21 protein-coding genes and 2 other annotated features are annotated in these 22572 nt (G+C 33.6%); of the genes, 7 read left to right on the top strand and 14 right to left on the bottom strand.

Translation table 11 applies throughout. From position 1 onward, the window contains the following. Window positions 1-2: 2 nt before the first annotated feature. The 4 genes from thiI to refZ form a co-directional block, all read right to left on the bottom strand. Window positions 3-1232 (bottom strand): tRNA uracil 4-sulfurtransferase ThiI, encoded by a 1230-nt coding sequence (gene thiI / locus CN601_RS07810; RefSeq protein ID WP_098170703.1) that lies wholly within the window; start codon window positions 1230-1232, stop codon window positions 3-5. Window positions 1233-1236: 4 nt separating this feature from the next. Further along, entirely contained in the window at window positions 1237-2379 is a 1143-nt protein-coding gene (locus CN601_RS07805) for a cysteine desulfurase family protein (protein ID WP_098170723.1), read from the bottom strand. A 79-nt stretch (window positions 2380-2458) separates the two neighbouring features. Beyond that, window positions 2459-4171, bottom strand: coding sequence for a septation ring formation regulator EzrA (gene ezrA / locus CN601_RS07800; RefSeq protein ID WP_098119260.1), 1713 nt, complete (start codon window positions 4169-4171; stop codon window positions 2459-2461). Window positions 4172-4415: 244 nt separating this feature from the next. Further along, on the bottom strand, window positions 4416-5063 hold the full coding sequence (refZ, locus tag CN601_RS07795; protein ID WP_179865482.1) for a forespore capture DNA-binding protein RefZ: 648 nt from the start codon (window positions 5061-5063) through the stop codon (window positions 4416-4418). A gap of 146 nt (window positions 5064-5209) precedes the next feature. On the opposite strand from refZ, the gene CN601_RS07790 reads away from it, so the two are divergent. Next, a complete protein-coding gene (locus CN601_RS07790) occupies window positions 5210-5698 on the top strand; it encodes a GAF domain-containing protein (RefSeq protein WP_098170701.1) in 489 nt (162 codons plus the stop codon). A 1016-nt stretch (window positions 5699-6714) separates the two neighbouring features. Next, complete coding sequence (gene rpsD / locus CN601_RS07780) at window positions 6715-7317, top strand: 30S ribosomal protein S4 (protein WP_098119263.1); 603 nt, start codon at window positions 6715-6717, stop codon at window positions 7315-7317. A gap of 140 nt (window positions 7318-7457) precedes the next feature. On the opposite strand, the gene CN601_RS07775 is transcribed toward rpsD, so the two are convergent. From CN601_RS07775 to tyrS, 6 genes are all read right to left on the bottom strand, one after another. Beyond that, window positions 7458-7826, bottom strand: a complete 369-nt coding sequence (locus tag CN601_RS07775) for a hypothetical protein (protein WP_257131643.1) — start codon at window positions 7824-7826, stop codon at window positions 7458-7460. 134 nt (window positions 7827-7960) lie between these two features. Further along, window positions 7961-8542 carry a YdcF family protein gene (locus tag CN601_RS07770; protein WP_098119265.1) on the bottom strand — a complete coding sequence of 194 codons (582 nt, stop codon included), beginning with the start codon at window positions 8540-8542 and terminating at the stop codon, window positions 7961-7963. Window positions 8543-8741: 199 nt separating this feature from the next. Next, window positions 8742-8876 (bottom strand): hypothetical protein, encoded by a 135-nt coding sequence (locus CN601_RS27495; RefSeq protein WP_098119266.1) that lies wholly within the window; start codon window positions 8874-8876, stop codon window positions 8742-8744. 57 nt (window positions 8877-8933) lie between these two features. Further along, the gene (gene nhaC, locus CN601_RS07760) at window positions 8934-10313 is read right to left on the bottom strand and encodes a Na+/H+ antiporter NhaC (RefSeq protein WP_098170699.1); all 1380 of its coding nucleotides are present in this window, start codon (window positions 10311-10313) and stop codon (window positions 8934-8936) included. 18 nt (window positions 10314-10331) lie between these two features. Continuing rightward, on the bottom strand, window positions 10332-10793 hold the full coding sequence (locus CN601_RS07755; RefSeq protein ID WP_098119268.1) for a GNAT family N-acetyltransferase: 462 nt from the start codon (window positions 10791-10793) through the stop codon (window positions 10332-10334). Window positions 10794-10845: 52 nt separating this feature from the next. Next, window positions 10846-11090 (bottom strand) — a binding site (T-box leader). Between the two features lie 4 nt (window positions 11091-11094). Further along, window positions 11095-12351 carry a tyrosine--tRNA ligase gene (gene tyrS, locus CN601_RS07750; RefSeq protein ID WP_098119269.1) on the bottom strand — a complete coding sequence of 419 codons (1257 nt, stop codon included), beginning with the start codon at window positions 12349-12351 and terminating at the stop codon, window positions 11095-11097. Between the two features lie 66 nt (window positions 12352-12417). After that, window positions 12418-12649 (bottom strand) — a binding site (T-box leader). A 187-nt stretch (window positions 12650-12836) separates the two neighbouring features. Between tyrS and CN601_RS07745 the strand changes: the two genes are divergently transcribed. Then, the gene (locus CN601_RS07745; protein ID WP_098170698.1) at window positions 12837-13412 is read left to right on the top strand and encodes a LemA family protein; all 576 of its coding nucleotides are present in this window, start codon (window positions 12837-12839) and stop codon (window positions 13410-13412) included. Further along, window positions 13409-14134 carry a TPM domain-containing protein gene (locus tag CN601_RS07740; protein WP_098170697.1) on the top strand — a complete coding sequence of 242 codons (726 nt, stop codon included), beginning with the start codon at window positions 13409-13411 and terminating at the stop codon, window positions 14132-14134. Before CN601_RS07745 ends, CN601_RS07740 begins: the two co-directional genes overlap by 4 nt. A gap of 42 nt (window positions 14135-14176) precedes the next feature. On the opposite strand, the gene acsA is transcribed toward CN601_RS07740, so the two are convergent. Next, complete coding sequence (gene acsA, locus CN601_RS07735) at window positions 14177-15895, bottom strand: acetate--CoA ligase (RefSeq protein ID WP_098170696.1); 1719 nt, start codon at window positions 15893-15895, stop codon at window positions 14177-14179. A gap of 180 nt (window positions 15896-16075) precedes the next feature. Between acsA and CN601_RS07730 the strand changes: the two genes are divergently transcribed. Genes CN601_RS07730 through CN601_RS07720 form a run of 3 tightly spaced genes read left to right on the top strand, consistent with a single transcriptional unit; the run spans window position 16076 to window position 18557 of the window. Further along, entirely contained in the window at window positions 16076-16708 is a 633-nt protein-coding gene (locus CN601_RS07730; RefSeq protein WP_098119273.1) for a GNAT family N-acetyltransferase, read from the top strand. A 35-nt stretch (window positions 16709-16743) separates the two neighbouring features. Beyond that, window positions 16744-17385 (top strand): acetoin utilization AcuB family protein, encoded by a 642-nt coding sequence (locus CN601_RS07725; protein WP_098170695.1) that lies wholly within the window; start codon window positions 16744-16746, stop codon window positions 17383-17385. Next, window positions 17385-18557, top strand: a complete 1173-nt coding sequence (locus CN601_RS07720; protein WP_098119275.1) for an acetoin utilization protein AcuC — start codon at window positions 17385-17387, stop codon at window positions 18555-18557. Before CN601_RS07725 ends, CN601_RS07720 begins: the two co-directional genes overlap by 1 nt. A 656-nt stretch (window positions 18558-19213) precedes the next feature. Here the strand turns inward: CN601_RS07720 and ccpA are convergent. From ccpA to CN601_RS07705, 3 genes are all read right to left on the bottom strand, one after another. Then, complete coding sequence (ccpA, locus tag CN601_RS07715) at window positions 19214-20212, bottom strand: catabolite control protein A (RefSeq protein ID WP_098119449.1); 999 nt, start codon at window positions 20210-20212, stop codon at window positions 19214-19216. A 258-nt stretch (window positions 20213-20470) separates the two neighbouring features. Next, window positions 20471-21541: a bifunctional 3-deoxy-7-phosphoheptulonate synthase/chorismate mutase gene (locus CN601_RS07710; protein WP_098119450.1), complete on the bottom strand. Its 1071-nt coding sequence runs from the start codon at window positions 21539-21541 to the stop codon at window positions 20471-20473. Window positions 21542-21733: 192 nt separating this feature from the next. Continuing rightward, window positions 21734-22570 (bottom strand): alpha/beta fold hydrolase, encoded by an 837-nt coding sequence (locus CN601_RS07705; protein WP_098170694.1) that lies wholly within the window; start codon window positions 22568-22570, stop codon window positions 21734-21736. Between the last annotated feature and the right edge of the window lie 2 nt (window positions 22571-22572).

Here is a 22572-nt window from a genome sequence, read left to right as displayed (position 1 = left end):
TATTATAAAAGTGCGTCGATATCGATTTCTTCTTCTTTCGTTGAAGATTGAGTTCGAATCATTTCGTTTTCAAAAATGATTGATTCTCTATTGCTAACGGCTTCATTAATTAGTTCTGTAAAGTCAAAACGACTTTCAAAACGAGCCACTTTGTCACGTTTTGGTTTTGTAGTTGGATTAGATGGAGTGAAGATTGTACAGCAATCCTCGTATGGTCTAATACTAATATCATACGTATCAATTTTCTTAGCGATTTCCATAATCTCTAATTTATCCATCGCTAATAGCGGTCTTAGAACTGGATAATTCGTTACTTCATTGATCGTATGCATACTTTCCAACGTCTGACTTGCTACTTGACCTAAGCTTTCACCAGTAGCTAAAGCTAGTGCTTTTCGATTCACAGAAACTTGCTCAGCAATTCGAAGCATAACTCGTCTCATGATCGTCATAGTGTAGCTTGCTGGCATTTCCTTATGAATCGCTTTTTGAATTTCAGTAAAAGGAATAACATGTAAAGTTACACGTCTACAATATCTAGTTAGTTTACTTGATAAATCCATTACTTTTTGTTTCGCACGATCACTCGTAAATGGAGGACTTTCAAAATGAATCGCTTCAATTGATACGCCTCGTTTTAACAACATATATGCTGCTACAGGACTGTCAATTCCTCCTGAAAGTAATAACATAACTTTTCCGCCAACTCCAACTGGATATCCACCTGCACCATATTCTTCTCCACAAGTAATATACGTAGCATCATCACGTACTTCTACACGAACAGCTACATCTGGATTATGTACATCAACAGTTAAATGATCTGTATTTTGAAGTATATACCCACCAAGCTCACGATTAAGCTGTGGTGTATTTAGTGGAAATTGTTTATAACTACGCTGTACATTCACTTTAAACGTTTTAACACTATCACCAAGCTCATTAACCGCTTCAAGAGCACCTACTTTAATGGCATCTAATTCAGTATCAACTTTCCTAGCAAAACTAAACGTATGAATTCCAAAAACTTCTTTTAAATTTGCAGCAACTTTTTCATGGTCTTCACCATTTAATTTTATATACATACGATCACGTGTCGTAGTAATTTTTAGTTTTTCAAAAGCTTTTAAACGTTTACTAACATTTTCTCTTAATATACTTGTAAATCTACCTCGGTTTTTCCCTTTTGTAGTCATTTCTCCATAACGAATTAAAATATATTCTACATTCATGCTGTTACCTCATTACTTTATATAAATTTTTTATTACTTCTTTAATTATGTTATTAAATTGCTCTACTTCATTCATCGTATTTTCATAAGAAAGACTAATTCTGACAGCACTACTCGCAACTTTCTCGCTTTTACCCATACTCTGTAAAACACGGCTGATTTCAAAAGTTTTCGAAGAACATGCTGATTTTGTAGAAATAAAAACATTTTCTTCAGATAGAGCATGGACAATTACTTCAGGCTTTAATCCTACAAATGAAATATTTATTATATGAGGGGCAAAATTTGATTCTGGTGAATTCATTACGGCTCCGTCAATTACCTCTAACTGTTGAATTAGCCCATTTCTCATCTTAATTAAGTGATTTTTCATCGTTTTTTGTTTTTCTAGCGTAATTCTTAAAGCTTTTGCCATCGCAACTATTCCAGCTAGATTTTCCGTCCCTGAACGAATCTCTCTTTCCTGTGAACCACCTGTCATTAAAGAAGATAATGTTACACCCTCTCTAATATATAAAATTCCCGTCCCTTTTACACTATGAAATTTATGGCCAGAAATCGTTAACAAATCGATTGCAGACTGCTTTATCGTTAACGGAACTTTTCCAATACCTTGTACAGCATCAACATGGAAAAATACTTTTGGATAATCCTTTAATAATTGTCCGATTTCATTTATGGGCTGAATTGCTCCTGTTTCATTATTTACATGAATGACAGAAACAAGTATAGTATCATCTCTTAAAGCTTCTTTTAGTTCCTCGACAGAAATAAACCCATCCTCATTTGGAGTTAAATAAGTTACTTCAAATCCAAGTTCCTCTAACTGTTTATATGCTTCATAGATTGATGGATGTTCAATTTCAGTTGTAATGAGATGTTTCCCTCTTGAACGGTGCATCATGGCAGTACCTTTAATAGCTAAATTATTACCTTCTGTTCCACCTGATGTAAAGATGATCTCTGATGGCTGAACCGATAAAAGCTCTGCAATTTGATTTCTAGCTTTTGACAGTAATTGCTCAGACCGCCCACCAAGTTTATGAATCGAAGAAGGATTTCCAAAAAACTGGTCCGAAACTGTAATATATGTATCTAACACCTCTTTATAAGGTTTAGTAGTAGCACTATTATCAAAATAAATCATAATTCTTCCGTAACCTCCATATTGCTTGAGTCCATTTTTCATTATATCTGAAAACAGACGAAACCCCTAAGATTTGCATCTATAGGGGTAGTGTGTACTTTTGTTCATTTAGTATTTCTTGTAATTTATCAATTGCACCTGGCTCAACATTTTCAATTGAGACAGCAGCTTCTTCTAGAGCTTCATTATATTGGAATTCTCTAAATAACTGTTCTGCTTTGTCCATTGACGTTGCCATTTGTACATTATTACTTCTATAGCGATTTCCATATTGTATTACTTTTTCAACGAAATATCCTTGTTCAATCATATATTTCGTTTCTTTATAACAATCATTTACAGCTGTTGCAGCTTGTTCTAATAAAGACGAAACAGTTGTCATTTTTAATGGTTTTTTCTCTAATTCTAAATAAACCCTTTGCATACTGTCATGAGCGTCTTGAATTTGTTTCATAGAAGAAACTGGCATTCCAGGCAGATTAGAAATTTGAACAAGACGTTTGACCTCTAACATTAGGCGCTTCATATCAATCAGCTGATCGCGTGCTTGCAGTTCATCTTTTCGAAGTGCTTTCAACATTTCAACATACGCTAAATGAGATTCCTTCACTTCTTCCATCTGATTTTTCAATAGATCTAACTCATTTCTTATAACTGAAAATGCAAGATCTTGTTCAGCTACTCGAATTTGTAATAGCTCGAATCGCTTTGTAATGATACTTACCTGCTTTTCAACTAATTTTTGAGCTTTAGTATCTTCATCACTTAGCTCATAAATTTGTTGAACTAATTGAGTCTCTTCTTTTGTTTTCAAATTATTTTCTCTAATTTCTAGAATTTCTTCCTGCGAAGTCCAAATTTCTTTTTCTACTACGTATTTACTCTCAACTTCTTTTTCTAATAAATCGTAGATTGCATCAACTTTTGCTTTTACTAATTCAAGCTTGTCGTTTGCTTCAGTGATTTCAAGCTTTTTAATTAGCTCAACACAGTCGATACAGATTTTTGAACATTCAATTGTTTCATTTTCTAATAACTCAAAGTCAAGCGCATATCCATCTGCTTTCATTTGCTTTAAACCATCTGAAAGATTATGTATTTGAGACGGCATTGTCGTAGTGGATTCAATATATAAATCTGGTATGATTTGCATATTTACTTTTAAAGTATTCACTTCATCACTTATATGCTTCACTAATTCTCTTGCTTCTAAATAATTACCGTTTTCAGTCGTTTCATTAAATAATTGAACTTGTTGCTTTATTTCGTCCATTTTTTCTTCTAACTGAGTTTCAGAGATAGAATATAGATGACGATGTGTTAGTAAAAGTTTTCTTTGCTCAAGATATTCTTGATTTAACTTTTCAATATCTGAATTATTTTGTTCCTCACTACCAACTAAGTCACTAACTTCATTTAGAATTAATTCTACACTTGTCTCAGCTTCATTCAAGCGCGCTTCAAGTTCCGTAATTCCAGCTTTTGCTTTCATGAAATGATACTTGTTAATTGCTTCATCAATTTCTTGGAGTGAATCAGTTACTTTCGGTATAAAAGCTGTAACTATTTCATCCCAATCAGTTCTCCATTTTTCAAAAAGCTCTTCTGTTTGTCCAGTCATATTTAATGCCTTAAGTTTTGAAAGTTCATCCGTTACGGGCTTACTCATTAACTGCATTTTCCATGCCTCTAGTTCATCGAGTCTCTTGTATAAACGTTGTCGAATTGTTAAGGCTACAATCATCAATGCGATAACAATACTAATTACGACTAAAATTACATAGAATGTCATTTCCCTGATGTACCTCCTCTACTTGCCATCTAGATCTATTTATATGTACGTCATTATTTCACTCTTTATTAAGGTCATAGTTAATAATAACATGAGACAGTTGATTTTTGGCCTAATTTTTTCAATTTTTTCATATTTTTATCAAACTATAATATACCCTGTAAAAACTTGTAGAAAATTCAAAATTTCAATCAACGAAAAACGCCTTTCCATTGTGATTGCTCATAATGAAAAAGGCGATCTATTAGGATGAAAGCTCAACATGGCTAATGATATTCTCATCCGTTTCTAGTAGTGATTCAATCCATTTCTCTACATACTCTTTATATCTTTCAAAAAAATACAAGTTATTTTGCTGAATATACAAAACTTCATTTAAATAGCCTGGAAATAAGTATGGTGTAGATAAAAATGATTTTAATTGCACAAAAAAAACTGAAAATGGCATCGTAACTTTTGAATTTGAATAACGAATTGCATCATAAATTTGAGAAAAAATATAACGCTCCCGCGTTAAATAAGTAATCATGATTTCTCGAATAAATACAGAGTCTAATGTTAATTCCCTATAAAAAATCGACGTAGATTCTTTCTTTATATAATAATAATTCAGTACATCTTCAACTAAATCTTTTAAAATTTTTTTTGCATTTTTATCATACAATAATAAACAATGTTGATCTAAAATCTTTACGTAGCCTTCTAAAAATTCTACTATGATATGTTCAAGTAATCCTTGTTTACCTTTAAAATAATATGAAATCGTTGCGATATTAACATTAGCCTTTTTAGAAATATCTCTCACTGAAGTGCCATGATATCCATTAACTTTAAATAAAGTAAGCGCTGTCTCGATGACTTTTCTTTTAGTTGCAAGTTTATCTTGCTCCACACTCGTCACCCTCTTCTACAACATCAATAGCTTAATTAATTAGAGAAATTTTGATAAATTCCTCTACAAATCGGTCGACAAAATTACCAGTATTATTTCGAAATATGCTATGATATTTCACATGAAATAGGGAAAGGGGTCTACAAATGTTTCAAAAAGTCGAATATTCAGGAACGAAAGAACAACAATACAATACTCTTACATCTCAAGTTAAAGCTCTAATCTACGATGAGCATAACTTAATTGCTAATTTAGCAAATACATCAGCTTTATTAAATCAATTTTTAGATAGAATAAATTGGGTTGGATTTTATTTAAAAGATGGCGATCGCGATGAATTAGTTTTAGGTCCATTTGTAGGACTTCCTGCATGCGTACGTATACCATACGGTAAAGGAGTTTGCGGTACATCTGCTCAAACTAAAACAGTTCAAAGAATCGATAATGTACACGATTTCCCTGGACACATTGCTTGTGATGCTGCTTCAAATTCGGAGATTGTTATTCCTGTAATGCACAACGGAGAAGTAATTGGTGTACTAGATATCGATAGCCCAGAATTCAATCGTTTTGATGAAGTTGATCAACAATATCTTCAAGCAATTGTTAATTTAATTGAGGAAACAATTCAATAAGAGCTTCAAAAAGAAATCCTGAAAATGGATTTCTTTTTTTATGTTGTTGGAAAGAGAGTTTGTCAAACAGACAGCAATATTTTCAATGTAAAAGAAGTTGTATGATGTTGATTTCCACTACAGGATTCTCGCTTTCCATAGGGAGAGACCTTAGCCTCCTCGGCAAGCCTGCGGGGTCTCAGCCTTCCCGCATCTCCCAAAGGAGTCGAGAACCCTTCCGTTCGAATCAACAACTTCAATAAAAAAAGCATATGATAAAGCAACTTATCAACCCCCTTCACTTAGAGAAAAGCTACGACCTGATATAAGTATTCTGTTTTCAGATTTGTGCTTTTTTCTTATTCATGAAAACCTTATAAGTAACATTTATTTGGATTTGTGCTTTTTTACTTACTCATGAACCCTTTATGAGTAACTATTTTTCTTTTTTCTGCCTTTTTACTTACTCATGAACCTTCTATGAGTAACTGTTTTTCGTATTTTTGCCTTTTTACTTACTCATGGACCCTCTATGAGTAACTATTTTTCTTATTTCTGCCTTTTTACTTACTTATGAACCTTCTATGAGTAACATTTTTGTAGATTTCTGACCTTTTACTTACTCATGAACCCTTTATGAGTTAATATATTTCATATTTCCTCTCTCTTTTTTAACTCATGAACCCTTTACGAGTATGTTATTACAAGATTCAACCTTATTTACTTACTCATATCCTTACATGAGTAAGTATTTTCATATTGCGGTATTATACGATTCCTCTCCCTTTCATTCGACCTTGTTTTTAAAACTGCTCTTGACTATTTTATACTATTTGGTTATAATATTTTTTGTGTAAAATAACGCAGCGTTGTAAGCACAGGCTTGATCTTTATTTTGTTCCTCTACTATTTTAGAGGTGTCATCGCGTAACTCTGGCTGCTGGAGCGAGGATACATGAAAGCAAAATAAACTGACTGGAGCTACACGAACGTTTTTATTTTACTCCAAAATAAAAACTCAAAGGAGGAGACAATCAATGTCTCGTTATACAGGATCTACTTGGAAATTATCTCGCCGTTTAGGCATTTCATTAAGCGGAACGGGTAAAGAATTAGAAAAACGCCCTTACGCTCCAGGTCAACACGGACCAAACCAACGTAAAAAATTATCAGAATACGGTTTACAATTACAAGAAAAGCAAAAACTTCGTCACATGTTCGGTGTTAATGAGCGCCAATTCCGTCGCACATTTGATATCGCTGGTAAATTAACTGGTAAACATGGTGAAAACTTCATGATCTTATTAGAAACTCGTTTAGACAACGTAGTTTACCGTATGGGTCTTGCTCGTACTCGTCGTGCTGCTCGTCAATTAGTTAACCACGGTCACATCATGGTTGATGGCAAACGTGTAGATATCCCATCTTTCCGCGTTAAAATTGGCCAAACTATCAGCTTACGTGAAAAATCACAAAACTTAGCTGTAGTTAAAGAAGCTGTTGAAGTTAACAACTTTGTACCTGAGTACATCACTTTCAACGCTGACAAATTAGAAGGTACTTTCAACCGCTTACCAGAGCGTTCTGAATTACCAGCTGAAATCAACGAAGCTCTTATCGTTGAATTCTACAACCGTTAATAATATCGCTTCTTAGAAAGCGATCAAAACTCCCTATCAATTTTGATAGGGAGTTTTATTTATATAAAAAAAGCCCCCGACTTTACTCGGAAGGGCTACTTATGCGGAAATGAGAGGTGTATTAAAATAACTTTTTTATATTATTTTAATTTCACTACCGCTAGATCATGTTGCAGTGCATTATTACCTTCTTGAGGATCAAATGCAATGTCACTAAGTCCAAATACATTTACGATAACATCACGATCTTTCGGATGAAGAATTCTTACTTCATAAGCAAATAAGTTTGGTGGAAGTTGGAAAGATCTAAATGTTCTGTATTGATTTGGCGGAATTGTTATTGTAGTTGGATCAACCATCGGAAGAATAACTGGTGAACCACTTGACCAATCAAACATAAAAACACTCACTGAACGAGAGTCATCCGGGTCAAGATTAAGAGCTTCTACTGTCAAGAACTGAGTATCAGAATGTCTTCTTAATACCCCTGTTGATAAAAATTTTGACATCAACGTCACTCCTTTCATATTATTTGGACAAGCAAATCCATATAATATAAAATGTTTCATTTAAAAAAATGAAATGGACATTGGTACAATTACTTAATAGTTTTTTTAAAAATGATAGATTGCCTATTTTTAACTCATATTTGTTTATAGTATATTGCTTTTAAAATGGATAAACATTCTCTAAAATACGCTGTTGGAATAATCACTCTTGGTGTTTTTGCCGGAAGACCAATCACATTTAAACCTTGTTTTTTAGCTAATTTTAGAGATCTAAATAAGTGATAATCATTTGATACAACGATCCCTTTTGCGTTTGCATTATTTATAAGCTTTTTGGAGTATTTCATATTTTCATAAGTATTAGTGGATAAATCTTCTTTAATAATTCGATCTTCTCCAATACCCAATTTGATTAATTCACCCTTCATACACTCTGCTTCTGATATTAATTCATCTTTTCCTTTTCCACCTGAAACAATAATTTTTGCACTAGTATTTTCTTTTGCATACTTTGCCGCTGTTTCAATCCGATAGCGTAGCGCTCTAGTAGGCTTATCTTTTTTCAAACCAGCCCCTAGTACAATAACATACTCAGCATCTTTTGGAACCTTATGCTTATATTGCAGAAAACTATTTGCACCAATGAATACGATACAAAATAAATAACCTAATATTCCAATTAATATTGTATATGTAATTAATTTAAAAAAACCCATTATATTTATCCCCTCAAATCAATTTAATATAAATTCTATTTTATCGAAAAATTAGGCGAATTTCATTAATATTTGATATGTGACATAAATCTTTAACATTCAGCTTCTAAAGAACTAGGTATATGTAACATAGAAAAATCCCTTTTAAATGAGTATCAACTCACTATAAAAGGGATTAGACTTAAATATTCTTTATAAATTATCTTGGGTACTTTAAGTCCATTGGATTTTGTTGATCCTTAGAAAGTCTCTTTTGGTGAGCTTTCGTTTTAGCATCTACATGATTTGCATCACTTGGACGATTTTTCTTTGAACCACCAGCTGCATGACTCATTCTTTTCCCTCCATTAACCAGTTCGTACAAAAACTAGTTTACGTAGAATGAATTTGTTTATGCGGCATTTCTTGAATTTTCACCTTTAATTTCTGTCTTTAAACCTTTACCCAATAGAGCAGCTACTATACTAAACAATGGAGTAATAAACAACACGAACGAAAATGGTAAATAATCAATAACCGGTACTCCTAATGTTGAAGCAAAGAATGCTCCACTTACACTCCAAGGTACGATTGGGTTAAAAAGTGTACCCCCATCTTCTAATGCACGAGATAAATTTTTAAGTGGAATATTTTTATTGATAAAAACATCTTTTAATAATTGCCCAGGAAGTAGAATTGAAAGGTATTGTTCACCTGTTAATAGGTTCACACTCATTGCAGACAATGTACTAGCAACAATAACATTTCCACTACGTTTTAAGTTAGACAACGATTGGATTAATGTTTCGAATACTCGTAACTCCTGTAATAATCCACCTAAAGCTAGAGCAATAAAAATCAATGAAACAGACCACATCATTGATTGTAATCCTCCACGGTTAACAATTGAATTAAGCATGTCATTCCCTGTATCTAATTGGAAACCATTTTGTAATGTTGAGAACACTTTAGTAAGTGTAATATCTTTTTGAATGAAAAATGATAGAACTAATGAGCTAACAATACCAGCTGTCATAGTCGGTAAAGTTGAAAAGCCTTTAAATGCCATGATAAAAACAATTAAACATGGAATTAATAATAAAGGATTAACTTCAAAGCTAGAAGAAATTGCTTTTTTCATTTCAGTTACTTGCGCCATATCTGTATTTCCATGCCCCATACCAATGATTAAAAATAAAATAACAGTAACAAATAAGGCTGGAATTGTTGTATATGCCATGTGGCGAATATGTTCATTGACCTTTATGCCTAAAATACTTGGAACGAAATTCGTTGTATCGGAAATGGGTGACATTTTATCCCCAAAACATGCTCCACTTATAATTGCACCTGCTGCAATTGCAGGAGGAATTCCCATAATATGAGCGATTCCCATTAAAGCTACCCCAACTGTAGCAATTGTTGTAAATGTGCTCCCCGTAAAACTAGCAACAATAATAGTAATAAATATGGCGCTAATCGCAAACCACTTAGCTGAAAGTACAGAAATTCCGTAAAATAATAATGTAGGAACTGTGCCACTAAGCATCCAAGAGCCAATTAATAAACCAATCATCATTAAGATTAAAGTTGGTGACAATCCATTTTGAATTCCTTTTTTCATACCACTTTCAATCTGTTCCCACTTGAATCCTTTAAATAATCCAAATATAGCTAAACTAACTACACATAATAGAAGTGGAATTTGCGGATCGGTTTTTAAAAAGACTAGACAACTAGACATAATAACGGTAAACAGTGCGATTAACGCACCTAATTCTATGTTTTTCATTTTATATACTCTCCCTACTTATACATCCATATATACGTGTTCACGAAACTTTACAAACCCTAATTTCTCATAAAAACTTCTTGCATTTTTATTATCGATCCAGTAATCTAATTCAATTCTTGATAGATTATGATCCCGTGCAAACGAGGCAATTTTATGAATTAAAAATGAACCGTAACCTTTATTTCTTTTTTCTTCGTTTATACTTATTTGATGAACATACCCTAGCCTAAAAGCTTTTTTAATAGGTCCTTCAGGAATATCTTTTACTTCAATCCAAGCATAACCAATTAGTTCTTCAACATCTTTAACGATGAAAAAATGATGCTCCGGTTTATCTACTACACTCTTAAAAAACTCAGTCATTTCAGCTAAATTGTGAACCTTAAAAAATTCTGGAAACAATTCAGCATGTAGATTTTGAACACCTTCATTGAGTTTTGCCAATATTCCGTAATCTTTTGTTGCAAATATCTCCATGATTCCTCACCTCTTAAAAAATATACAAAAAAAAAGAGGCCTCCCTATTAAATATAGGGACGACCTCAATCGCGTTACCACCCTAGTTATAAGAAATACATACTTAAAACTAGTACTTTTCCTTATCACTCGAATCTGTAACGTAGACTTACGTTCTTTCCTTCATTAGATGAACTAACTACGAAAAGAAAACTCCCGAAATGTAATTCATTTGATTGTGCAGACGAGTTTTCACCAACCACTCGCTCTCTGAACTGCTCCCAATCAAATTACTGCTTTTTCGTTCACTGTTTGTTCGATATTATAATGTCACCAAGTGGTATTTCTTTTTACCACGACGGATAATGATAAATTGTTCTTCAATTGCATCTGATTTAGATAACACTTTTGCAACGTCCTGAATACGATCTCCATTTACATAAACAGCACCGTTTTGAACATCTTCACGTGCTTGACGTTTTGACGGAGAAATTTTTGCTTCAACTAGTAAATCTACTAAGCCTTTTTCTGCATCACTTAAATTAAATGAAGGTACATCTTTAAAACCTTGTTTAATTTCAGCAGCAGTTAATTCTTTTACAGTTCCACTAAATAGTGCTTCTGTAATTTTAATTGCCTGATCAAGAGCTTCTTCTCCATGAACTAATTTAGTTACTTCAGCCGCTAATGCTTTTTGAGCAACACGTTGTTCAGGTGCTTCATTAAATTGTTTCTCAAGCTCTAAAATTTCCTCTTTTGAAAGGAAAGTAAAGTATTTCAAGTATTTAACTACATCACGGTCATCTGTATTAATCCAGAATTGGTAGAATTCGTATGGAGTTGTTTTTTCAGGATCTAACCAAACTGCTCCACCTTCAGTTTTACCAAATTTAGAACCATCAGCTTTTGTAACTAAAGGTACTGTAAGTCCAAATGCTTTTGAATCCTCTTCTGTTTTACGAATTAATTCCATACCTGCTGTAATATTACCCCATTGATCACTACCACCAATTTGTAATTTACAGTTATGGTCTTGGTATAATTTTAAGAAGTCATATGATTGTAAAATCATGTAACTAAATTCAGTAAACGAAATACCTGCTTCTAAACGAGATGCAACTGAATCCTTCGCAAGCATGTAATTTAATCCGAAGTTTTTACCGATGTCACGTAAGAAAGTAATAACATCTAGTTCGCCAGTCCAATCATAGTTATTAACTACTTTAGCAGCGTTTTCACCCTCAAAGCTTAAGAATGGTAATAGTTGTGTACGAATTCTTTCACTGAACAATTTTACTGTATCAGCAGTATTTAACGTACGCTCTGCCTTTTTACCACTTGGGTCACCGATCATCCCTGTTGCGCCACCTACTACCCCAATCGGTTTATGACCTGCAACTTGAAATCTTTTTAACATTAAAACTGGTAATAAGTGTCCAATGTGTAAGCTATCACCAGTTGGGTCAAAACCACAATATAATGAAACAGACTCTTCGCTTAATAATTTTTGTAGACCTTCTTCATCTGTCATTTGATTAATTAATCCACGAAATTCTAAATCTTGTAAGATATTTTCCATTTTTAGTCCACCCCTTCGATCATCTATACGTCGTCTAAACAAAATAAAAAGTCCCTACTGTTAAACAGTAGGGACGAATAATTAAAATCGCGGTACCACCCTAGTTGTAGCTAAAAATTAAGCTACCTCTCAAACAATTAACGGCTGTTAACCGTTCTAATCCTAATTTGTAATCGATACAAATTTCGAAAAAGAATGCTCCAGGGTGTAATTCATGTCAATGTTTGTGCTAATTCTCACCAACCATTAGCTCTCTGATCCAATACATTCACACTACTAAGCCTTTCAACGCTCAATATTAAAATGTTATGAAACATTTATAACATAAATAAAACGTTTTAGTCAAATAGATAATTAATTATTTATTAATTTTATATAAATTGTCATGCAATTTTTGAATAAAAATGCTTTAAATCAAATAATATGGTTAAATATTAATATTAACATCTTTAAAAATACATATTTTGGAAATGGAGTGTTTTTACTTGAAAAATAAAGGTATGTGGATTGCTTTAATAATTGTAGTAGTTCTAGTCCTTATGGGTGTTGGTAGCTATAATGGCTTTGTTACAAAAGAAGAGACTGTAACAAATAAAATGTCTCAAGTCGATAATCAACTTAAACGTCGTTCAGATTTAATACCAAACTTAGTAAATACAGTAAAAGGATATGCAACACAAGAAAAAGATGTGATTGCTTCTGTAACAAATGCACGTGCAAAATTAGCTGGCGCACAAACAACAGCTGAAAAAAGTAAAGCTGACCAAGAATTGTCTGGAGCCCTTAGTAGATTATTAGTAGTTGTAGAAAACTATCCTGATTTAAAATCAAATCAAAATTTCCAAGCTTTAATGGATAGCTTAGAAGGAACAGAAAATCGATTAGCTGTTGCTCGTAAAGACTATAATGACGCTGTAACTGATTACAATCAAAAAATTAAAAAATTCCCAGGTGTACTTGTAGCTGGAATGTTTGGTTTTGAGAAGAAGGATTACTTTGCAGTATCTGAAAAAGATAAAGCTACACCAGAAGTTGATTTTAGTGGCGATGGTAATAAATGAGAAAATTTCTCTCATTAATCTTCCTAATAGGATTTCTTTTTTCCTTTGCAACTGGAGCGAGTGCTGAAATTAAAGTACCCTCTCAAGTAGGTGACATTTATGTACAAGATTATGCAAATGTTCTTAACAGAGAAGATACACAAACGCTCATTCAATTAGGAAGAAAATTAGAAGATACTACTTCCGCTCAACTGGCAGTTTTAACAATTCCAAGTTTAGAGGGAAATGATATTAAAGAATATGCTAATACAGCATTTCGAAAATACGGATTAGGTAATAAAAAGAAAAACAATGGTGTTCTTCTGCTTTATGCCAAAAAAGACAGAGAAATAAGAATTGAAGTAGGGTATGGTTTAGAAGGCGTTGTAACAGATATCCGCACTGGAAAAATACTCGACCAAAGTGCCATTCCATATTTAAAAAAAGGTGAGGAGTCTCTAGCAATAACGAACACATACAAATCATTGTATAACGTTATTTTAAAAGGCTCTGATCAAACAGGTCATTCTAAAACTAGTACTTTATGGGATAATTTAAAAGTTTTCATTATCATTGCGGTTGTGATCGTAATCATCATCATTGATATGATGTTCTTCAATGGAGTACTTACTTACTTCATCATAAATTTATTACCGGCTCTTTTAAATTCATCAGGCGGTGGCGGCAACAGAGGCGGTGGCGGCGGAAGTTCCGGTGGCGGTGGCTCCGACCGAAAATTTTAAGCAACAAAAAACCATTGGAAAATTTTCCAATGGTTTTTTTTATTAATCTTCCATAGTCGATAAGTCACCTGTTGGAAGGTCTAACTCCCAAGCTTTTAATACTCTTCGCATAATTTTTCCGCTTCGAGTTTTTGGTAATTTATCTCGGAATTCTATTTGTCTAGGTGCTGCATGAGCTGCTAAACCTAATTTAACGAAATTACGAATTTCTTCCTTCAACTCATCTGAAGCAACATATCCATCTCTTAAAGCAACAAATGCTTTAATAATTTCACCGCGTACTGGATCTGGAATGCCGATTACACCTGCTTCTGCAATCGCCGGATGCTCGACAAGCTTACTTTCAACTTCAAATGGCCCTACTCGCTCACCAGAAGTCATAATTACATCATCTACTCGTCCTTGGAACCAGAAATATCCATCCTCATCCATATAAGCTGAATCACCTGAAACATACCACTCTTCATTTAAGAAATATGATTGGAATTTTGCTTCATTATTCCAAATTGTATTCATCATCGATGGCCAACCCTTTTTAATTGCTAGATTTCCCATCGTATATGGAGCAACTTCATTACCATAATTATCCACAATTGCTGCTTCAATGCCAGGGAATGGTTTACCCATTGAACCTGGGCGAATTGGCATACATGGATAGTTACAGATTAGTGAAGCTCCAGTTTCTGTCATCCACCAGTTATCATGAATTCGTAAATTAAATACTTTCGCACCCCAACGTACTACCTCAGGATTTAAAGGCTCACCAACACTTAAAATATGACGAAGAGAGCTTAAATCATATTTCTTAATAGAATCTTCTCCAGCACCCATAAGCATGCGGAATGCTGTAGGAGCACTGTACCAAACCGTTACACCAAATTCTTGGATTGTTTCATACCAAGCATCTGGACTGAAGCGTCCACCTAAGATTACGTTAGAAGCACCATTTAACCACGGTCCAAAAATACCGTATGATGTACCAGTTACCCAACCTGGATCCGCTGTGCACCAATAAACATCATCATTTTGTAGATCCGTCACCCATTTACCAGTTTGATAGTGTTGGATCATTGCTTGTTGAACATGAAGAACTCCTTTTGGTTTGCCAGTTGAACCAGAAGAATAATGTAAAATTAAACCATCATGACGATTTAACCAAGTAATCTCAAAATCCGTTTTTGCCTCTTTATAACGAGTTTTGAAATCTACAAATTTACCACCTTCTTCAATATCATCACCGATAAGGAAGATTGTTTTTAAAGCAGGTAAATCATTAACTGGTACACGTGATAATAATTCAGGCGTTGTTACTAATACCTTAGCTTCACTATCTTCTAAACGATCCTTCACTGCACCTTCCATAAATGCTTCAAATAAAGGTCCAACAATAGCACCTAATTTTAAAGCTCCTAAAAGAGCATAATATAATTCAGGTTGACGAGGCATAAAGATAAATACTCGGTCACCTTTTTCAACATCACCGAATTGCTTTAACACATTAGCAGCTTTGTTTGAATTATTTTTCATTTCTTCAAAAGTATATTTTTCATTTCTCTTATCATCTTTGTAATACAATGCGACTTTATCTTTACGATCAGAATTTGCATGACGGTCAATCGCCTCGAAAGCTGCATTATATTTTTGTGTTGTATACCAAGAAAACTCTTTTTCTACATCTTCCCATTTAAAATTTTTATAAGTTTCCTCATAGTTTTTTAAATTAAATTGCCCGTTTTTTACAGGAAGCGCTTCCACTTTCATATAAATCCCTCCTTGATATTCTCTACTATCATTATACATTGATAAGATTAAATTTTCAGTATTTTTAATAAATTAGACATTATTTACTATTAGACATCCACTGATTTTTTTCCTGTATGTCTTTTCTGCATTTTTTAGTATGATATAAAAAAAGGTGTATTCTACAGGGAGTGAGATACATTGGATCACCCAAAAAAATATTTTTCAAAAACGATTCAAACTGAGCATGGTGAGTTAATTATAGAAGGACCAGTCGAGTCTGCCTTACTTGAAACATACCGTTTTCATGAAAACTTAACTTCTTTTAGACAACCCGAACAACAACATAAAGCAGTTGTTGAAATTGCTAGTTTACCTGAAGCAAGAATAATCATTGCTAGACTTAATCAAACAATCGTAGGATACGTAACATATTTATATCCAGACCCACTAGAAAGATGGTCGAAAACTACATTAAAAAATTTAATTGAGCTTGGAGCAATTGAGGTAATACCTGAATTCCGAGGTTTTTCGGTTGCCAAAAACATGCTTATTCTATCAATGCTAGATGATGCAATGGAAGATTATATTATTATCACAACTGAGTACTATTGGCATTGGGATTTAAAAGGCACAGGATTAAATGTATGGGAATATCGAAAAATGATGGAAAAAATGATGAATGCGGGTGGACTGATTCAATTTGCAACTGATGATCCTGAAATCTGTTCACATCCAGCAAACTGTTTAATGGTTAGGATTGGAAAACGAGTAACAACTGAACAAATTCAAGCGTTTGACGCTTTACGCTTTTTACAAAGATATATGTACTAATTGAACTTTAATCTCGAAAGGTAGGATTTAATCGAATGCTTATTCAAGATATCATGCGCAGTTCAAACATTACGTTAAAAAAGGAAAATACAATCGGTGATGCAGTTACGATTTTTCGGACAGGAGAAGTTCGTCATATTCCAATTATTAATGACGACAAACAAGTAATTGGAATCATTTCTGATCGTGATGTCCGAGATGCTTTACCTTCGACATTATTTCAACAAGCCAGTTCGACTGTTCTTGAAGTACAAGTTGAAAAAATTATGACGACTAATGTCATAAATTGCAGTCCAATAGACTTTGTAGAAGAAGTAGCAACCTATTTCTATCAATATAAAATAGGCTGTTTACCAGTAGTATCTAGCGGAAAATTAATAGGAGTCGTTACTGAAATCGATGTATTACATACATTAGTAACTTTAACAGGAGCATATCAGCCTAGCTCCCAAATCGAGATCTTAGTCCACGACCATCCAGGTATTTTAAGTGATGTAGTAAAGGTATTTTCAAAAGAAAATATTAATATCGTAAGTGTCCTAGTCTATCCTGCAAAGGAAACTAATCATAAAGTTCTTGTATTTAGAATACAGACAATGAATCCCATCACAATCATTCAAACTTTAAAAACTGAAGGATATAAAATCCTTTGGCCAAATGAAGCGAGTGAATCATGATGAAAAAGGATGCCTATTTAGTTTATAGCGAAGAATACCATGCATATCAGTTCAACGAAAAACATCCATTTAACCCGATTCGCTCTCAATTAGTTTATGAATTATTAAAATCTAGTAATCTATTAAATGAACACGATATTATTCCACCCAGATTAGCAACAGATGAAGAACTTCTTCTTTTTCATGATTTACAGTTTATTGAACAAGTAAAAAAAGCAAGCCGCGAACCGGTTAGTGCTAATATCGCTGAACAATTTGGATTAGGCACTGAAGATACACCAATTTTTAAAAATATGCACGAAGCTAGCTCACTAATTGTTGGTGGAACACTAACTGCCGTTGACGCAGTTTTAGAAGGTAAATCTAATCATGCTTTTAATTTGGGTGGCGGGCTCCATCACGGTTTTAAACGAAAAGCCTCTGGTTTTTGCGTTTATAACGATTGTGCCATCGCGATTAAATACATACAAAAAAAGTACGGCTTAAAAGTTCTATATGTAGATACAGACGCACACCATGGCGATGGAGTTCAATGGGCATTTTACGATGATCCAACTGTTTGCACATTGTCCATCCATGAAACAGGTAGATATTTGTTCCCTGGGACAGGTGCTGTAACCGAAAGAGGACAAGGCCAAGGGTTTGGTTACTCATTTAATCTCCCAATTGACGCATTCACTGAAGACGATTCATTCCTATCAAGCTATAAAAAAGCTTTATCTGATATAGCACAATACTTTAAACCAGATGTTATTCTCACACAAAATGGCTCTGATTCACACTGTTACGATCCATTAACACATCTCTGTACAACAATGAAAACATTTGAAGAAATCCCAAAAATAGCGCACGAAATCGCCCATAAATATTGCAACGGAAGATGGATCGCAGTTACCGGCGGAGGATACGATTACTGGAGAGTAGTACCAAGAGCCTGGTCACAAGTATGGCTAGCCATGACAAATCAGCAACCAACTTCCGAACTAATACCGGGTAATTGGCTTGAAAAATGGCAGAAAATTGCTAATGTTAAGTTACCCACAACATGGTCAGACGACCCATCAATCGTAAAACCCATTCCAAGAAAAAAGGAAATCGAAGAATATAACGAACAAATATTGTACCGTGCACTTGAGCCATTACACATTCAACAAAAGAAACCATTTATTTAAATATAACGCGCTGTCGGAGGGGATATCTCGACAGCGTATTTTGTTTTAAGGAGAAGTTTCTTCCTTCATTACTAGATTTCAGCGCAGATTTGGAGCAATTTTAGATAGAATAAGAGCAAATTTGCTAGTTTTAATTTAAAAATGACCTTCTTTTAGGAAGAAATACCCTAACCGGTATAATTCTATTTACAACATACTAATTTATGGACATTGCTCCAGAGGGTATATCATTAGTATTCTTAATTTGCTTTACCTATTTTTCATAGAAATTAAGTAGTTTTAACTTATATCCGTCTCATTTTAGATCGAACTAGAATAAATTTGCTAGTTTCATACAAAGAATGCTCTATTTAAGTTAAAATTGGCGTGAAATACCCCTATCGGTATATGTATTTTATTAACTTATTTGCGATTCTCGGATTTTAATTGCGATTCCTCATTTTTATTTGCGATTCCCAGATTTTAATTGCGATTCTTCTTTTTTATTTGCGATTCCCAGATTTTAATTGCGATTCTTCTTTTTTATTTGCGATTACCATCAAGTTGATTCGACGATACAATTCTTTCATTTCCACTGATTCAATATTTCCATCTATTTAACTCCAAATAAAAACAAAAAAAGCCCAGGACCATTTAATCCTAAGCTTTTCAATATTTTACTTTGTTGATTGGCGAATTTGAAGATGATGAGGAAGGATAACTGTATTGTCTTCCACCGTCTCTTTATTCATGTACTTCGTCAATAATCTCATTGCAACTGCACCAATATCATACATTGGTTGTGCAACAGATGATAGTTTCGGTCGAACCATTAGTGCAAGTCTTGTGTTATCAAAACCGATCACCTCTAGGTTATTTGGAACTAGAATACCGTGGTCTTGAGCACTGTGGATTACACCAATTGCCATTTCATCAGATGCGACGAAAATTGCACTCGGAATTATGTTACGTTCATGGAATGATTCAAATGCTTCACTTCCAGATTCATATGAGTTATCACCATATGTAACTAAATCCTCATCGAATTCAATTCCATTTTCTTGTAAGGCACGTTTGTATCCTTCTAACTTACTTTGTCCGATAATATTTGTTTCTGTTGGACCGTTTACGAATGCTACTTTTTGATGACCTTTTTTAATTAAGTAATCTACTGCATCAAAAGCACCTTGTGCATAGTCAATATTTACTGATGGAATTTTATTCGTTTCATCAAATGTAGTTGCTAATACGATTGGAACGCCAGCTTTTTCGTACTCTTCATTATGAATATCGGTAATTGTACCACCAATAAATAAAATTCCGTCAACTTGCTTTGCTAGCATATTATTGATTAATGTAATTTCTTTTTCTATATTCTCATCTGAATTACTTAAAATAATATTGTATTTGTACATTGTTGCGATATCTTCAATACCTCGAGCAAGTTCTGCATAAAACGTATTTGAAATATCTGGAATAATTACTCCTACTGTTGTTGTTTTTTTACTTGCTAGCCCTCTTGCTACTGCATTTGGTCTATATCCTAAACGACTGATCGCTTCATTTACTTTTTTGCGTGTTGTAGGCTTAACATTTGGATTGCCATTAACTACTCGTGAAACTGTAGCCATGGAAACGTTTGCCTCACGTGCCACGTCATAAATGGTAACCGTCATTTTCATCACTCCTCTATTTTATTCTATCTATTATGTAGTTTGTTTTTATTTAAGTAAAATAGTCATAAAACGTAATATTCCACAAAAATAGTGCTTCTTTCTATCTTATAGTGAAACGAATATTCGTTCAATAGACCTATTAGTAAAAAATGTAAATTATTCGTAGTTTATCACTATATACTGCTAATTTAAAACAAACGTTCACAAATTATTCAAAAAGCGCCGACTGATTTTGTTCAGCCAGCGCTTTTATGATGATTATCGATTTATGAATGAATTAACTTCAGACATAAATTGGTCAAATTGATCAAAATTCATTTGCTGTGATGAGTCACTTAAAGCAGTAGCAGGATCAGGATGAACCTCTGCCATAATACCATCAGCACCAATCGCTAGTCCCGCTTTCGCTGCAGGTATTAGTAGGTCTCTTCTTCCAGTTGAATGAGTTACATCCACTAATACTGGTAGATGAGTTTCTTGTTTTAAAATTGGAACAGCTGTTATATCTAATGTATTTCTAGTAGCTTTTTCATAAGTTCTTATGCCACGTTCGCATAGAATTATTTCTTGATTGCCTTCTGACATTATATATTCAGCCGCATAAATGAATTCTTCTATTGTCGCTGATAAACCTCTTTTTAATAAAATTGGTTTATTTACAGAACCTGCTGCTTTTAATAGTTCAAAGTTCTGCATATTTCTTGCGCCGATTTGAATGATATCAACATAATCTAATGCCATTTCAATATGCTCTGGGCTTACTATTTCACTAATAATTGCCAAACCATGGTTTTGGCCAACCTCTTTTAAAATCTTCAAGCCCTCTTCTCCGAGTCCTTGGAAATCATAAGGTGAAGTTCGCGGTTTGAATGCTCCACCGCGCATAATTTTTATTCCTTGCTCTTTTAACACTTTAGCAACAGAATCAACTTGTTCATAGCTTTCAACTGCGCATGGACCTGCAATAATAATTGGGCTTCCATCACCAATATTGACACCATTTACATTTACAATAGTGTTTTCAGATTTTCTTTTTCTTGAAACAAGTAGTACTTTTTTGTCATCTTCTTCTTGAAGCTCCAAACTACTTTTAAAAATTTCTTTAAATATGTGTTGGAGTGTTGCGGTACTAAAAGGGCCTTCATTAATTTCTGCTATATGATCAAGCATTTTTCGTTCTCTGACTGGGTCATAACGCTTAACGCCTTGATCTATTTTAGCAACTCCAATTTTTTTAGCGATTTCGCCTCTTCTATTTAATAACTCAAATATTTGATGATTAATCTCGTCGATTTCACTTCTTAATTGTTCTAAATCATTTTTAGTCAATTTAAATCCTCCTTGCAAATACCATTATCTCTTTTGTTATTATGACACTTTATTGAAAGCTAATCAAAGCATGAGCATTATTTTAGTAAAATGTTTTTTTAATGAATATTTTGTATCTTAGTTGAGAATACTAGCAATCCAAATAAAAAAGGAAGAGTTATTTACGTAGCTCTTCCTAAAAGTATGTTCACATTAATCCTTTGTAATAATAACCCCTTCTATGTTTAGCACTCTATCTAGCCATTCATTGATCAAAGAGTTAAATAAATTTTCTTGTTCGATTTGAAGATTATGGCCAGCTTTATCTAAAATCGCAAATGTTGCTCTAGGATAATTTTCTAGTACACTCAATGCGTCTTTAAATCCAACAACTGAATCTTGTAGCCCTATTAAAAATAAACTAGGAGCATTGAACTTATACTTATCTATCTCGAAAGAAAAACCGTAATGATTCTTTATTTTAGATAAGAATTCCTGATCAGCAATTGAACACCCACTTGCAATCTCGTTTTTATAACGCTCCCAAGTTTTTTCATCTAAAACAACATTGTTTGAACGAAATTCCTCTACTTCATATTCATTTAATTGCTTTATAAAATTTTTGTCTTCCACTATGATTGCGTGGCTAGGAAGCAACCTTTTTTCAAATTCTGGAATAATCACCGGACAAATAAATGCAGCACCTACTACTTTTTCTGCTCTATTTGCAATAATTCCTCGTGCTAAATAACCCCCGTAAGATTCTCCGGCTAATAAAAAAGATTGACCCGGTATTATTGTGTCAATAAACTCTAATACAATGTTCAGCATATCATCTGTCGTATTAACGTTTACTCCGCCCTTTGTTTTCCCCATGCCTGGAAGATCAAAGTAAATCCTTTTATAACCATTTCTTTTCTTAAAAATAGGTTCCATACAACCTTGCATTAACCTTAGGTCTGGTGTAAACCCATGAATCATTACTATTGGTTTACCTTCTCCTTTAATTTCATAGTTAATGTCTATATTATTAATAGTACAAAAAGGCATTT

This window comes from Bacillus sp. AFS017336 (genome assembly GCF_002555445.1).
Taxonomy (GTDB): domain Bacteria; phylum Bacillota; class Bacilli; order Bacillales; family Bacillaceae_G; genus Gottfriedia.
The sequence above is the reverse complement of the archived record's forward strand: the minus strand, read 5'-3'. Positions and strand labels throughout refer to the sequence as shown.